Raw genomic sequence first — 12,880 nt, 5'->3', positions numbered from 1 at the left:
CAAGCGCTGCCGACCTCACTCACGGTTAGCGCTTCGAAGCCATCGCAGGACGCTATCGTCAGGCGGCGAATACGACTTCGATATGCCCTTCGACGTCCGACTGACGATCCGGCCCGACGACAATCCGCACGTCGCGTCCGAGCTTCGCCAGACATTCGAGCATCTTCGTTTCGCTCACGCCGCGAAACTGCCCGCGCAGCATGTTCGACAGCTTCGGCTGCGTCATGCCGAGCAACCGGGCCGCGTGCTGCTGCGTCCATTTGCGCGCCTTGATGATCTCGGCGATCTTGGCGGCGAGTTGGGCCTTCACTCGCATTTCGTCGGCATCGCGCATGCCCAGGTCAGCATAGACGTTTCCGCTGCCCTGTTCGATTTCGATCATCGCCTTTCTCCTTTTGCGTGAACTTCGGCCGCTTTCAGACGTTCGCGGACCAGATCGCCGTCCGGCTTCGGTGTCGCGATGCCGCTCGATGATTTCTTCTGGAAGCAGTGCAGCACGTATACGCTATTCCCGAGCTTCACTGTGTAGACGGCGCGGTACGTGCCGTTGTCTTCCGATTCCACGATCTCGAGCACGCCGGCCGATCCGAATCCTCTCAATGGCTTGGCCTGATCGTGCTTGCGTCCCGTCTGCGTCAGATACAGTGCATAGCCGAACGTGTCCTGCACGGCTTCGGGCATTGCTTTCAGGTCCTTGCGCGCCGAGCCGAGCCAGTAGAGCGGTTTGGTGTACGGATCCATTGATGAATTTATCCCTATTTGGGTATATTTTCAAGGTGCGCGCGGGAACACGATGCAGCCGTTCGTATGCGGCATCAGGAGCGGGGCAGTCGGGTGGTGAGCACCGACAGGCGATGTCGGTTCAGCGCTTGGATGCGTTGTGTCGATGGCGAGCGCGCATGCGATATTCCGGCCCGCGGCCGTTCCTTCACATTCTTGCGTCGCGTGGAGACTTGGGACAATTCAGCCGTTCGATAGAGCGCTGTCGCTGCGTATCGATGGTGGAGGGAGGGCGGTTGTTCCGGATGCGTATCGCGCGTGGTGATCAGTCGTCCTTGCCCCATCTCCACCGAGGCTTCTCGCCCTTGAGCCAGCAAACGGCGGTCAGCAGCGCGACCAGCATCACGATGCAGGCGCCGTACGCAAGCGGCGATCGGTGCGGCGGCAGAAGCCATGCGGCGACGACGATCCCGATCGCGAACAGCAGCAGCACGACCCAGCCCTGCCATGCGACCGGCAAACCCCATCCCCAGCCATAGCGCTTGGCCGGAAACCAGATCTTTTTGCCGGTCGATTCCATGGGATCCCTCGTCGTCAGTGGTAGTCGCTTTCCCGCTGGTGGCGTACCGCAAGGATCGTCACCATTTGGCTGTCGTCGATCTCGAACAGTGCGACATAGCCCGATGCACCGAACGGGATGATCAATTCCCGCAGAAACGGCATCGACGGATGAACTTTGCGGCAAGTGAACGGCGACGCTTCGAGTGTTGCCACGCCGGAAGCGATGGCCGCCAATGCGTGCTCGGCCAGTTCGACGTCTGCCTCGTCGCGATCGACCACGAACGCATAGAGCCGGTCCAGATCATCGGATGCGGCAAGTGTGAAGCGAACCGTATACGTCATCGAACCTGGCGCTTCTTGTCACGTAGCGTATCGAGCCGTCGCCCCAGTCGTTCCAGAACCTCGGACGAAGACACATATTCGCCGGTACGGCGGGCTTCATCGCGTGACGCAATGCCGCGCGCGATAAATTCGCTTTGGAGGCGTCGACGTTCGACGCCTTCGCGAATCGATTGCTCGACGAAGCTCGACAGCGTTTCGCCTTCCTGCAGGACGCTTTCGGCGGCGTCGCGCAGTTCCGGCTCGACGCGCACAGACGGGAAAGTGGCAGTTTTCATCATGACCCTCAATGCATCGCAATTGCGATGCATTGTCGCGCACGTCCCTGTCGCGTGCAAGCCGGCCGATCGGTGGAGTGATGCGACTTGCGCCCGCCTCGCGGCTCCCGCTCGACACCAATGCTATCCTCTCGTCCGCTAAAACCAGCATCACCCAGCGAGATTCAATCATGACCCGACTGATCAAGCGCGCGTCCGCCGAGGCGCGTGCGTCCAAACGCAGCAAGCCGTCCGCCTACAACGGCTCCGAAAAACTCCAGCCGCCGCGCGTGAAGCGCCGCCCGGAAATCGACGAGCACGACGATGTGCCCGTGCTCGAAGCGCCGCGCAAGCCGCGCTTCGCGCCCGTCACGTTCTCCGAAGAGGGCGGCGTGCGCTTCCTGCACTTCGGCACCGAATGGGTGCAGGGCGCGATGCGCATCTCGAAGCCGCTGCATATCGAGCTCGAATACGCGCAGCAGATGATGGCGTGGCTGCTGTTCCTTGAAACGCCCGAGCGGATCGTCCAGCTCGGGCTCGGCACCGGCGCGCTGACCAAGTTCTCGCACCGTTTCCTGCCGCAAGCGAAGGTCGAGGCCGTCGAGCTGAACCCGGCCGTGATCGTCGCCGCGCGCACGATGTTCGCGCTGCCGTCCGACGACGCGCGGCTCGCCGTGCACGAAGCCGACGCATGGGACTTCGTCAACGACCCGGCCAACCGCGGCATGACGGGTGCGATCCAGATCGACCTGTACGACGCGACCGCGCGCGGCCCCGTGCTCGACAGCGTCGCGTTCTATCGCGCGGTGCGCGGCTGCCTCGCCGACGCGGGCATCGCGACGATCAACCTGTTCGGCGATCATCCGAGCTTCGTGCGCAACATGAAGCACCTGAACGCGGCATTCGATCACCGCGTGATCGCGCTGCCCGAAGTGCACGACGGCAACCGGATCGCGATCGCGTTCTCGGGCCCCGCGCTCGACGTGCCGTTCGCGCAGCTCGACGCACGCGCGAAGCTGATCGAGGAAACGCTGAAGCTGCCCGCGCGCAAGTGGGTGAAAGCTTTGAAAGAAACGACCGGCGCACGCGATACCTCGTTCGCGATCTGACGCTTCAAGCACCGGCAACATGCCGGTGCAACCGCACGACAAGGGGCGGATCACCTCGGGTTCGCCCCTGCTTGACCGCGTGCTAGCGGCTCCTATACTGGCGCGAAGCCAGGGGAGCCGCAGCCTACCCGTTTCGCCGCTCCTCCCGGCGCCGTACCCGCTCAACAAGATCGATAACCGGGAAAGAAGAGGAGACGTCATGGCTCACGATGCCGACGCCAACCGGGCCGCCAAGCGCTGGCTCTGGCTGCTGGTACTGCCGCTGATCGCGATGGTCTGGGTACCGTCGTACAACAAGATCGAACCGCAATGGTTCGGTTTTCCGTTTTTCTACTGGTACCAGCTGCTTTGGGTCTTCATCAGCGCGGTGATTACCGCGTTCGTGTATTTCAAGACCAAGAACGCGTGGAAGGCGAGCGGCCCGCAGGGAGGTGCGCGATGAATCTCGGCGCAACCTTCGTCTTCGTCCTGCTGTTCATCGGCGTCACGATCATCGGTTTCCTGGCCGCGAACTGGCGGCGCGGCGATCTCGCCCATCTCGACGAATGGGGCCTCGGCGGACGCCGCTTCGGCACGATCGTCACGTGGTTCCTGCTCGGTGGCGATCTCTACACGGCGTACACGTTCGTCGCGGTGCCCGCGCTCGTGTTCGGCGCCGGCGCGATGGGCTTCTTTGCGCTGCCTTATACGATCCTGATCTATCCGTTCGCGTTCGTCGTGTTTCCGAAGCTGTGGAGCATCGCGAAGCGGCACGGCTACGTGACGGCCGCCGACTTCGTCAACGCGCGCTACGGCAGCCGGATGCTCGCGCTCGCGATCGCGGTGACGGGCATCCTCGCGACGATGCCGTACATCGCGCTGCAGCTCGTCGGCATCGAAGTGGTGATCGGCGCGCTCGGCTTCGACACGACCGGTTTCGTCGGCGACCTGCCGCTGATCATCGCGTTCGCGATTCTCGCCGCGTACACGTACACGTCGGGGCTGCGCGCCCCGGCGATGATCGCGATCGTGAAGGACATCCTGATCTACATCACGATCGCCGCGGCGATCATCGTGATTCCCGCGAAGCTCGGCGGCTTCGGGCACATCTTCGCGAGCGTGCCGCCCGCGAAGCTGCTGCTGAAGGCGCCCGACGCGATGAGCCTGAACGGCTACAGCGCGTATGCGACGCTCGCGATCGGCTCGGCGCTCGCGCTGTTCCTGTATCCGCACTCGGTCACGGCGATCCTGTCGTCATCGTCGGGCAACTCGATCCGCCGCAACATGGCGATGCTGCCCGCGTACTCGTTCGTGCTCGGCCTGCTCGCGCTGCTCGGCTACATGGCGCTTGCATCGGGCGTGAAGGACATGCCGCAATACGCGCCGTACTTCAAGGCGTTCGGCCCGAACTTCGCGGTGCCCGCGCTGTTCCTCGAGTATTTCCCGTCGTGGTTCGTCGGCGTCGCGTTCGCGGCGATCGGCATCGGCGCGCTGGTGCCGGCGGCCATCATGTCGATCGCGGCCGCGAACCTGTACACGCGCAACATCCACCGCGAGTTCGTGAACCGCAACATGTCGCACGAGCAGGAGACGCACGTCGCGAAGCTCGTGTCGCTGATCGTGAAGGTCGGCGCGGTCGCGTTCATCCTCGGGCTGCCGCTGACCTACGCGATCCAGCTGCAGCTGCTCGGCGGGATATGGATCATCCAGACGCTGCCCGCGATCGTACTCGGCCTCTATACGCGGCTGCTCGACCATCGCGGCCTGCTGATCGGCTGGGCGGCCGGCATTGTATGCGGCACGTGGATGGCGATCTCGCTGAAGCTCGCGAGCTCGATCTTCACGATTCACCTGTTCGGCCTCGCGATTCCCGGCTACGCGGCCGTGTGGTCGCTGATCGTGAACCTGGTGGTGTCGGTGGCGGTGAGCGTGCTGGTGCGCGTGATGGGCATGGCGCATGCGGAGGATCGCACGCGGCCGGAGGACTATCTCGACGTCGTCGAGGGCTGACGCGGGCGGCGGGCGGCCGTGTGCCGCGCATGCGTCGCGCAGCAACGAAAACGCCCGCCACCGCAAGGTGGCGGGCGTTCCTTTTGTGTCAGCCCTGGGCGCGTTTCGCGAGATCCTCGCGTTGCGACAGGTCCTCGACGTTGACCATCCAGTGAACGCCGAAACGGTCCTTCGCCATCCCGAAGCCGAGCGCCCAGAACGTCTTGCCGAACGGCATCGTCACTTCGCCGCCGTCGGCGAGCGCATTGAACAGCTTCTGGCCTTCCTCGACCGTCGCCGGGTTCAGCGACAGCGAATAGCCGGCGTGCGTGCCGCCCGGCTGGCTGCAGTCGCCGTCGGAGCACATGATCATCGAGTCGCCGATCGTGAAGCTCGCGTGCATCACCTTGTCGTTCATCTCCGGCGGCATCGGACGATCGGGATTCGGCGGCGCATCCTTGAAGTGCATCTTGAACATGGTCTTCGCGCCGAGGGCCTTTTCGTAGAACTGAAGGGCCTCGTCGGCACGACCGTAGAACGTCAGATACGGTTGAACTTGCATCGCTGTCTCCTGTGATGGGCCGTGCCCGCGCATCGGCGCGGGTCCGGCATCGTGCAAGATTGACTGGGGAAAGGGCGCGTCGAGAGGCGGCCGGCGTACCCGTGACGTGGATTGTAGTGCGCGTGCTTGACGATGGAGTGAAAAATAAAACGGCCGCGAACATCACGTTCGCGGCCGTTTGCGGCGCGCTTGCTGACGGCTGTTGTCAGTGTTGCTGACAGCCGCTGACGCGCGTCGCGGCTCAGCGCAGCGCGTCGATCAGCTTCTCGAGCTTCACCGCATCGGCGGCGAACACGCGGATGCCTTCGGCAAGCTTCTCGGTCGCCATCGCTTCGTCGTTCAACTGGAAGCGGAACGACGCTTCGTCGATCGCGACGCGCTCGGACGGCTTGTCCTGCTGTGCTTCCGGCGACAGCTTGCGCGTGACCGTCTCGTTGCTCTCCTGCAGTTTCTGCAGCAAATCGGGACTGATCGTCAGCAGATCGCAGCCGGCGAGTTCGGTGATCTGGCTGGTCGTGCGAAAGCTCGCGCCCATCACTTCGGTCTTGTAGCCGAACGTCTTGTAGTACGCGTAGATGCGGCGCACCGACTGCACGCCCGGATCGTTCGCGCCGCCGTCCGTCGCTTCATTCCACTCCGCGCCGGCCTGCTTCTTGTACCAGTCGTAGATGCGGCCGACGAACGGCGAGATCAGCTGCGCGCCGGCTTCCGCGCATGCGGCGGCCTGCACGAGCGAGAAAAGCAGGGTCATGTTGCACTTGATCCCTTCCTTCTGCAGGACCTCGGCCGCGCGGATGCCTTCCCACGTCGATGCGAGCTTGATCAGGATGCGCTCGCGGCCGACGCCGGCGGCTTCGTACAGCTTGATGAGCTCGCGGCCCTTGTCGATCGAGCGCTGCGCGTCGAACGACAGGCGTGCGTCGACCTCGGTCGACACGCGGCCCGGAATCAGCTTCAGGATCTCGGTGCCGAACGCGATCAGCAGGCGGTCGATGACGAAATCGGTGCTTTCGTTGCGATGATCGCGGACGGTTTTCTCGAGGATCGGCTTGTACGCATCCTTCTGGACGGCCTTCAGGATCAGCGACGGGTTCGTGGTCGCGTCCTGCGGCTTGTATTGCGCAAGCTGCTGGAAGTCGCCCGTGTCGGCGACGACGGTCGTGTACTGCTTCAGCTGGTCGAGTGCGGTAGTCATGGCGATTCGGAAGAAGGGCGCGGGGCGCCGGGTTCTCACGGGCCGCGCGAGCGCGGCGGCGAAGCCATCATTTTAGGCCCGATTCGTGTCGAGCACGTTTTGGCGTGCCCGACGGCCGGCGAGCCGTGTCACGCGGGGCGCCGCGCGTTCAGGATGACTTGCGTGACGATCCCCGCGACGAGCCCCCAGAACGCCGAGCCGATCGACAGCAGCGTGAGGCCCGACGCGGTGACCATGAACGTGACGAGCGCGGCTTCGCGCTGCTTCACGTCCTGCATCGCGTTCGCGAGCCCGCTCATGATCGAGCCGAACAGCGCGAGCGCGGCGACCGATACCACGAGCGCCTTCGGCAGCGCCGCGAACAGCGCGGCGATCGTCGCGCCGAAGATCCCGGCGACCAGGTAGAACGTGCCGCACCATACGGCGGCCGTGTAACGCTTCGCGTGATCCTCGTGCGCTTCGGGGCCGGTACAGATCGCGGCCGTGATCGCCGCGAGGTTCACGCCGTGCGAGCCGAACGGCGCGAGCAGCAGCGATGCGAGGCCGGTCGTCGCGATCAGCGGCGACGACGGTGTCGGGTAGCCGTCCGCGCGCAGCACCGCGATGCCCGGCACGTTCTGCGACGCCATCGCGACGACGAACAGCGGAATGCCGATGCTGACGATCGACGCGATCGAGAACGCGGGCATCGTGAACACGGGCTGCGCGAGCGCGATGTGGAACCGGCTGAAGTCGAGCAGGCCGAGGCCGCCGGCCACCACCGTGCCGACGATCAGCGTCGTCGGAATCGCGTAGCGCGGCGCGAGCCGCTTGACGATCAGGTACGTGAAGAACATCGCGAGCACGAGCGCGGTCTGGAACTGCGCGGCGCGGAAGATCTCGATGCCGATCTCGAACAGGATGCCCGCGAGCAAGGCGGCGGCGATGCCGGCCGGAATTTTGCGCATCAGCGTGTCGAACAGCCCGCTCACGCCGACGGCCGTCAGCAGCAGCGCACCGACGACGAATGCGCCGATCGCCTCGGGGTAGGGCACGCCGGGCAGCGACGCGATCAGCAGCGCGGCGCCGGGCGTCGACCAGGCGACGACGACGGGCGCGCGAAAGCGCAGCGACAGGCCGATCGTCGTCAGCGCCATGCCGATCGACAGCGCCCAGATCCACGACGAGATCTGCGCATCGGTGAGGTGGGCGGCACGGCCGGCCTGGAACATCAGCACGAGCGAACTCGTGTAGCCGGTCATCATCGCGACGAAGCCGGCGACGAGCGCCGACACGGAGGTATCGGCGAAAAAGCGGCGGCCGCCGGCGCGGCCAGCGCTCGCGGTGGGCGAGGGGTTCATGCTATCTCCGGGGGAGGCCGCCCGGACGCGGCCTTCGTGTCTGCGGGTAGGTGTCGTTACTTGCTGAGTGCGCGCATCGCGGTTTCGAGGCCCGCGAGCGTGAGCGGATACATGCGATGGCCGAGCAGGTCGCGGATGACCGCGACCGACTGCCGGTATTCCCATAGCCGCTCGGGCTCGGGGTTCAGCCACGCATGATGGGGGAACTGGTCGGCGAGGCGGCGCAGCCACACGGCGCCGGCTTCCGGGTTGTTGTATTCGACCGAGCCGCCGGGCTGCAGCACTTCGTACGGGCTCATCGTTGCGTCGCCGACGAAGATCAGCTTGTAGTCGGGCGTGAACTTGTGCAGCACGTCCCACGTCGCGGTGCGTTCCGAGTGGCGGCGGCGGTTGTTCTTCCACAGGTGGTCGTACACGCAGTTGTGGAAGTAGAAAAATTCGAGGTGCTTGAATTCGGCCTTCGCGGCCGAGAACAGCTCCTCGGTGCGCTTGATGTGGTCGTCCATCGAGCCGCCGACGTCGAGCAGCATCAGCACCTTCACGTTGTTGTGGCGCTCGGGCACCATCCGCAGGTCGAGCCAGCCCGCGTTCGCGGCCGTGCTGTGGATCGTGCCGGGCAGGTCGAGCTCCTCGGCGGCGCCTTCGCGCGCGAAACGGCGCAGCCGCCGCAGCGCGACCTTGATGTTGCGCGTGCCGATCTCGACGGAATCGTCATAGTCGCGGTACGCGCGCGCTTCCCACACCTTCACCGCGGTGCGGTTGCCGTTCGACGGGCCGCCGATGCGCACGCCTTCTGGGTTGTAGCCGCCGTGCCCGAACGGCGACGTGCCGCCGGTGCCGATCCACTTGTTGCCGCCTTCGTGGCGTTCCTTCTGCTCGTCGAGCAGTGCCTTCAAGCGCTCCATCAGCTTGTCGAGCCCGCCCATCGCTTCGATCTGCGCCTTTTCGTCCGGCGACAGCTCGCGCTCGAGGCGCTTCTCGAGCCAGTCGAGCGGAATGTCGAACGCTTCGGACGGCAGCGCGGACACGCCGTGGAAATACGCGCCGAATGCCTGGTCGAACTTGTCGAAGTACTGCTCGTCCTTGACGAGCGTCATCCGCGCAAGGAAGTAGAACGCGTCGATCGACGGCGAGATCAGCCCGGCCTTCAGCGATTCGAGCAGCGTCAGGTATTCCTTCACCGAGACGGGCAGCTTGGCTGCGCGCAGCGCGTAGAAGAAATTGAGCAGCATGGCCGGGCCTTCGCGGGTTTTGGGGGGATTACCGGTTGTGCCGGTTCATGTAGACGAGCCGTTCGAGCAGGCTCAGGTCCTGCTCGTTCTTCAGCAGCGCGCCCGCGAGCGGCGGCACGATCTGCTTCGCGTCCGCGCCGCGCAGCGCGTCGGCCGGGATGTTCTCGGCGAGCAGCAGCTTCAGCCAGTCGAGCAGTTCGGATGTCGACGGCTTCTTTTTCAGGCCCGACACGCCGCGCAAGTCGAAGAAACTCGCGAGCGCCGCGCGCAGCAGCTCCTCGCGGATGTCGGGGAAGTGGACCGCGACGATCTTCTGCATCGTCGACGGATCGGGAAACTGGATGTAGTGGAAGAAGCAGCGGCGCAGGAACGCGTCGGGCAGCTCCTTCTCGTTGTTCGACGTGATGATGACGAGCGGGCGGTGCTTCGCGCGCACGGTCTCGCGCGTCTCGTACACGTGGAATTCCATCCGGTCGAGCTCGCGCAGCAGGTCGTTCGGGAATTCGATGTCGGCCTTGTCGATCTCGTCGATCAGCAGCACGCTCGGGTGCTCGGCATCGAACGCCTGCCACAGCACGCCCTTGACGATGTAGTTCGAGATGTCCTTCACGCGCTCGTCGCCGAGCTGCGAATCGCGCAGCCGCGATACGGCGTCGTATTCGTACAGGCCCTGCTGCGCTTTGGTGGTCGACTTGATGTGCCACTGCAGGAGCGGCATGTCGAGCGCGGCGGCCACTTCCTCGGCGAGCATGGTCTTGCCGGTGCCGGGCTCGCCCTTGATCAGCAGCGGGCGTTGCAGCGTCAGTGCGGCATTGACCGCGAGCTTCAGATCGTCGGTGGCGACGTAGTGCGAGGACCCTTCGAAACGCATGGCGGCGCTCTTCTTCATCGGGAAAAAAACCCAGTATAAGTCAGAAGGGCTGTGCGGTTGGGCCGCGCCCGCGTATCGTTGCGGGGCTGTGGCGGAGCGAACCGGGGCGCCTTATGGACGCGTTCCCTGCCGACGCGGTACAATCTGGCCGTTTTTTTTGGCCTGCGTGGCGATCCGATAAGCACAACGGCGCGGGCCGTTGCCGCTTTGGCGCCAGTTTCCCCTCAAGCTAGGTTACAAGAGCTATGAACAAATTCGTCGGCAAACACGTCGTTGTCGCAGCGCTCGTGGCGCTCGCGGGCAGCGCGCAGGCGGCCGGTGTGGTCGGCAACCCGAAGGACGGGGCGGGCAAGGCCGCCATGTGCATCGGTTGCCACGGCATCCAGGACTACCGTGCGGCGTACCCGGAGGTCTACCGGGTGCCTGTCCTCGGCGGCCAGAACCAGCAATACCTCGAGAACGCGCTGAAGGCCTACCGCAAGAAGGATCGTCACTTCCCGTCGATGAACGCGGTCGCCGGTTCGCTGACGGACCAGGACATCGCGGATCTGGCGGCCTACTACGCCGTCCAGAAGGCCGACTCGAAGGACAATCCCTACAAGTAAGCGCGCGCCGCCGATCTCTCCGGCGGGACAGGAGCATTCATGAACAACGCATTCAAGACGGCGGCGGTTGCACTGGCGGCCGGCCTCGCGATCGGTACCGCGCACGCGGCGGACGCCACGAAGGGCAAGGAGCTGGTCGAATCGCACAACTGCGCGGCCTGCCACGGCGCGCAGATGAACAAGCCGATCAACGCCGAATATCCGCGCCTCGCCGGCCAGCATGCCGACTACCTCGTGTGGGCGATGCGCCAGTACCAGATGGGGCTGACGAACCCGCTGCTCGGCCGCAACAACGCGATCATGCAGGCGCAAGTGCAGAGCCTGTCGGTCAGCGACATGAAGGACATCGCGTCCTACATCGAATCGCTGAAAGAGACCGATCTCGTGTTCAAGAAGTAAGCGCGACGGGCCCGACAGGCCCGCGCAGCAAAAATACCCCGCCTCGGCGGGGTATTTTTTTGCCCGCGGCGCTCAGTCGCGCGACGCGCGGCGCAGGATGCGCTGCAGGTACGCGTCCGTATCGGGCGGCGTATTCGTGCGCTGCGCCTCCCAGATCGTCTCGCCGAGGCATTCCATGATCGCGTGCTGCGCGTCGTGGGTCGAGTCGAGCTTCGCCGCCAGCTTGTCGTGCGCGGCGCGGATGCCGGGCGGCTGGTCGATCGACAACTGCTCGCTGATCGCGAGGTGCATCGACAGGTGCAGGAACGGGTTCGTGCGACCTTCCTCGGGCGTGTACTCGCGCGCGGCGGCGCCGTCGGTGTCGGCGAGTTCGTCGTGATATTCGGGATGCTCGACGATCCAGTCGGCTGCCATCGCTTCCAGCGGCGTCAGGATCTCGCCGGCGCGCTGCTTGCGCCAGGTCTCGGTGAAAAAGCGACGCACTTCGTCGCGGCTCGGATTGAACATGGTGGGGAAACGTCGTAATTCGGGCGGCGTCATGCCGCGTCGCGCATTGTACGCCGGGTCGGCGCACGGCGCTGGCGGCGGCCTGGAGCGGGCTGAGCGGCGGCGGTGACGCGGCTGCTGGCCTGCAGGTAGCGCCGGCGCCGGCCAGCCGAGATCGCTCAAGTGCAGCGGCAGCGGAACGGGTAAGCGCGGGCTAGGCTCGTGGACGCCGCGCCGCTACACTCCGACGATTCCCGTTACCGCGCCGTTCCCACCCGCTCAGCCATGGCCACCACCGCCCGCCCATCGTCCACCGCCCTGCAGGGCACGCTTTACGTCGCGCTGTCCGCCGCCGCGTTCGGCGCGATGGCGATCTTCGGCCGCTACGCGTATGCGGCCGGTGTCGACGTGCTCGGGCTGCTGATCGTGCGCTTCGCGATCGGCGGCGCGGTGCTCGCCGCGATCGCGCGGCACCGCCGCGTCGCGTGGCCGCGCGGGCGTGCGCTTGCGCCGCTCGTGGCGATGGGCGCGCTCGGCTACGTCGGGCAGTCGTTCTGTTATTTCAGCGCGCTGCAGCACGCGCAGGCGAGCCTCGTCGCGCTGCTGCTGTACCTGTATCCAGCCTTCGTCACGCTGCTGGCCGCGTGGTGGCTCGACGAGCGCCTCACGCGCGCGAAGGCCGTCGCGCTCGTGCTGTGCGTCGCGGGTTCGGCGCTGATGGTCGGCGGCGGACACGGCGAACCGCTCGGGATCGCGCTCGCGCTGGCCGCCGCGGTGATTTATTCGCTGTACATCGTCGGCGGCACGAAGGCGACGCGTGGCGTCGATCCGCTCGCGACCACCGCGATCATCTGCCTGTCGGCAACCGCGACGCTCGTGGCGATTGCCGTCGTGCGGACCGCGGCATTCGGCGCGCCGCCGCGCTGGCCCGTGACGGCCGGCGGCTGGGCGTCGATGCTCGCGATCGCGCTCGTCTCGACGGTCGCAGCGATGCTCGCGTTCTTCGCCGGGCTCGAGCGGCTCGGGGCCGCGCGCACGTCGATGCTGTCGACGCTCGAGCCGGTCGTGACGGTCGCGCTCGCGGCGCTGCTGTTCGGTGAAGCGCTGTCGCCGCTGCAGTGGGCGGGCGGCGTCGCGATCCTCGCGGCCGTGCTGGCGCTCGTGCGCGCGGGCGGCGCAGCCGCTGACGATGCTACCGCGACATCCAACGCGTAGCCGGGGAGGGGAAAGCCGCGG

At 65.7% G+C, this 12,880-nt stretch carries 17 protein-coding genes; 6 read left to right on the top strand and 11 right to left on the bottom strand.

Translation table 11 applies throughout. The features are described 5' to 3' along the window. Positions 1-58 precede the first annotated feature (58 nt). The 5 genes from BFF94_RS17985 to BFF94_RS17965 all read right to left on the bottom strand — a co-directional run bounded on the left by BFF94_RS17985 (position 59) and on the right by BFF94_RS17965 (position 1,898). Positions 59-382, bottom strand: a complete 324-nt coding sequence (locus tag BFF94_RS17985; protein WP_128842780.1) for a helix-turn-helix domain-containing protein — start codon at positions 380-382, stop codon at positions 59-61. After that, positions 379-741 carry a type II toxin-antitoxin system RelE/ParE family toxin gene (locus BFF94_RS17980; protein ID WP_201260378.1) on the bottom strand — a complete coding sequence of 121 codons (363 nt, stop codon included), beginning with the start codon at positions 739-741 and terminating at the stop codon, positions 379-381. Before BFF94_RS17980 ends, BFF94_RS17985 begins: the two co-directional genes overlap by 4 nt. 304 nt (positions 742-1,045) lie before the next feature. Next, entirely contained in the window at positions 1,046-1,300 is a 255-nt protein-coding gene (locus BFF94_RS17975) for a hypothetical protein (protein WP_128842778.1), read from the bottom strand. Positions 1,301-1,314: 14 nt separating this feature from the next. Beyond that, complete coding sequence (locus BFF94_RS17970) at positions 1,315-1,623, bottom strand: type II toxin-antitoxin system RelE/ParE family toxin (RefSeq protein ID WP_128842777.1); 309 nt, start codon at positions 1,621-1,623, stop codon at positions 1,315-1,317. Then, entirely contained in the window at positions 1,620-1,898 is a 279-nt protein-coding gene (locus BFF94_RS17965; protein ID WP_128842776.1) for a YlcI/YnfO family protein, read from the bottom strand. The genes BFF94_RS17970 and BFF94_RS17965 overlap by 4 nt, the downstream gene beginning before the upstream one ends. 170 nt (positions 1,899-2,068) lie before the next feature. On the opposite strand from BFF94_RS17965, the gene BFF94_RS17960 reads away from it, so the two are divergent. The 3 genes from BFF94_RS17960 to mctP all read left to right on the top strand — a co-directional run bounded on the left by BFF94_RS17960 (position 2,069) and on the right by mctP (position 4,975). Further along, a complete protein-coding gene (locus BFF94_RS17960; RefSeq protein WP_128842775.1) occupies positions 2,069-2,986 on the top strand; it encodes a class I SAM-dependent methyltransferase in 918 nt (305 codons plus the stop codon). Between the two features lie 199 nt (positions 2,987-3,185). Next, positions 3,186-3,428 carry a DUF3311 domain-containing protein gene (locus tag BFF94_RS17955; RefSeq protein WP_128842774.1) on the top strand — a complete coding sequence of 81 codons (243 nt, stop codon included), beginning with the start codon at positions 3,186-3,188 and terminating at the stop codon, positions 3,426-3,428. Then, positions 3,425-4,975, top strand: a complete 1,551-nt coding sequence (mctP, locus tag BFF94_RS17950; RefSeq protein ID WP_128842773.1) for a monocarboxylate uptake permease MctP — start codon at positions 3,425-3,427, stop codon at positions 4,973-4,975. Before BFF94_RS17955 ends, mctP begins: the two co-directional genes overlap by 4 nt. 88 nt (positions 4,976-5,063) lie before the next feature. Here the strand turns inward: mctP and BFF94_RS17945 are convergent, their stop codons facing one another. The 5 genes from BFF94_RS17945 to BFF94_RS17925 all read right to left on the bottom strand — a co-directional run bounded on the left by BFF94_RS17945 (position 5,064) and on the right by BFF94_RS17925 (position 10,154). Then, a complete protein-coding gene (locus BFF94_RS17945; protein WP_128842772.1) occupies positions 5,064-5,516 on the bottom strand; it encodes a VOC family protein in 453 nt (150 codons plus the stop codon). Positions 5,517-5,757: 241 nt separating this feature from the next. Beyond that, entirely contained in the window at positions 5,758-6,711 is a 954-nt protein-coding gene (gene tal, locus BFF94_RS17940; protein WP_128842771.1) for a transaldolase, read from the bottom strand. A gap of 128 nt (positions 6,712-6,839) precedes the next feature. Continuing rightward, positions 6,840-8,051, bottom strand: a complete 1,212-nt coding sequence (locus BFF94_RS17935; protein WP_128842770.1) for a benzoate/H(+) symporter BenE family transporter — start codon at positions 8,049-8,051, stop codon at positions 6,840-6,842. Positions 8,052-8,107: 56 nt separating this feature from the next. Then, the gene (locus BFF94_RS17930; protein WP_128842769.1) at positions 8,108-9,283 is read right to left on the bottom strand and encodes a vWA domain-containing protein; all 1,176 of its coding nucleotides are present in this window, start codon (positions 9,281-9,283) and stop codon (positions 8,108-8,110) included. 28 nt (positions 9,284-9,311) lie between these two features. After that, positions 9,312-10,154: an AAA family ATPase gene (locus BFF94_RS17925; protein ID WP_128842768.1), complete on the bottom strand. Its 843-nt coding sequence runs from the start codon at positions 10,152-10,154 to the stop codon at positions 9,312-9,314. 245 nt (positions 10,155-10,399) lie between these two features. Between BFF94_RS17925 and BFF94_RS17920 the strand changes: the two genes are divergently transcribed. Both BFF94_RS17920 and BFF94_RS17915 read left to right on the top strand, forming a co-directional pair. Further along, entirely contained in the window at positions 10,400-10,759 is a 360-nt protein-coding gene (locus BFF94_RS17920; protein ID WP_128842767.1) for a c-type cytochrome, read from the top strand. A 39-nt stretch (positions 10,760-10,798) separates the two neighbouring features. Further along, a complete protein-coding gene (locus BFF94_RS17915; protein ID WP_048249238.1) occupies positions 10,799-11,158 on the top strand; it encodes a c-type cytochrome in 360 nt (119 codons plus the stop codon). A 72-nt stretch (positions 11,159-11,230) separates the two neighbouring features. Here the strand turns inward: BFF94_RS17915 and BFF94_RS17910 are convergent, their stop codons facing one another. Then, positions 11,231-11,698, bottom strand: coding sequence for a DUF1841 family protein (locus BFF94_RS17910; protein WP_372454226.1), 468 nt, complete (start codon positions 11,696-11,698; stop codon positions 11,231-11,233). A gap of 231 nt (positions 11,699-11,929) precedes the next feature. Here BFF94_RS17910 and BFF94_RS17905 point away from each other — a divergent pair, with 231 nt between their 5' ends. Then, positions 11,930-12,859 (top strand): DMT family transporter, encoded by a 930-nt coding sequence (locus BFF94_RS17905; protein WP_219139609.1) that lies wholly within the window; start codon positions 11,930-11,932, stop codon positions 12,857-12,859. The last annotated feature ends 21 nt before the right edge of the window (positions 12,860-12,880 follow it).

This window comes from Burkholderia catarinensis (genome assembly GCF_001883705.2).
GTDB classification, from domain to species: domain Bacteria; phylum Pseudomonadota; class Gammaproteobacteria; order Burkholderiales; family Burkholderiaceae; genus Burkholderia; species Burkholderia catarinensis.
This window is presented reverse-complemented; position numbering and strand designations above follow the sequence as displayed.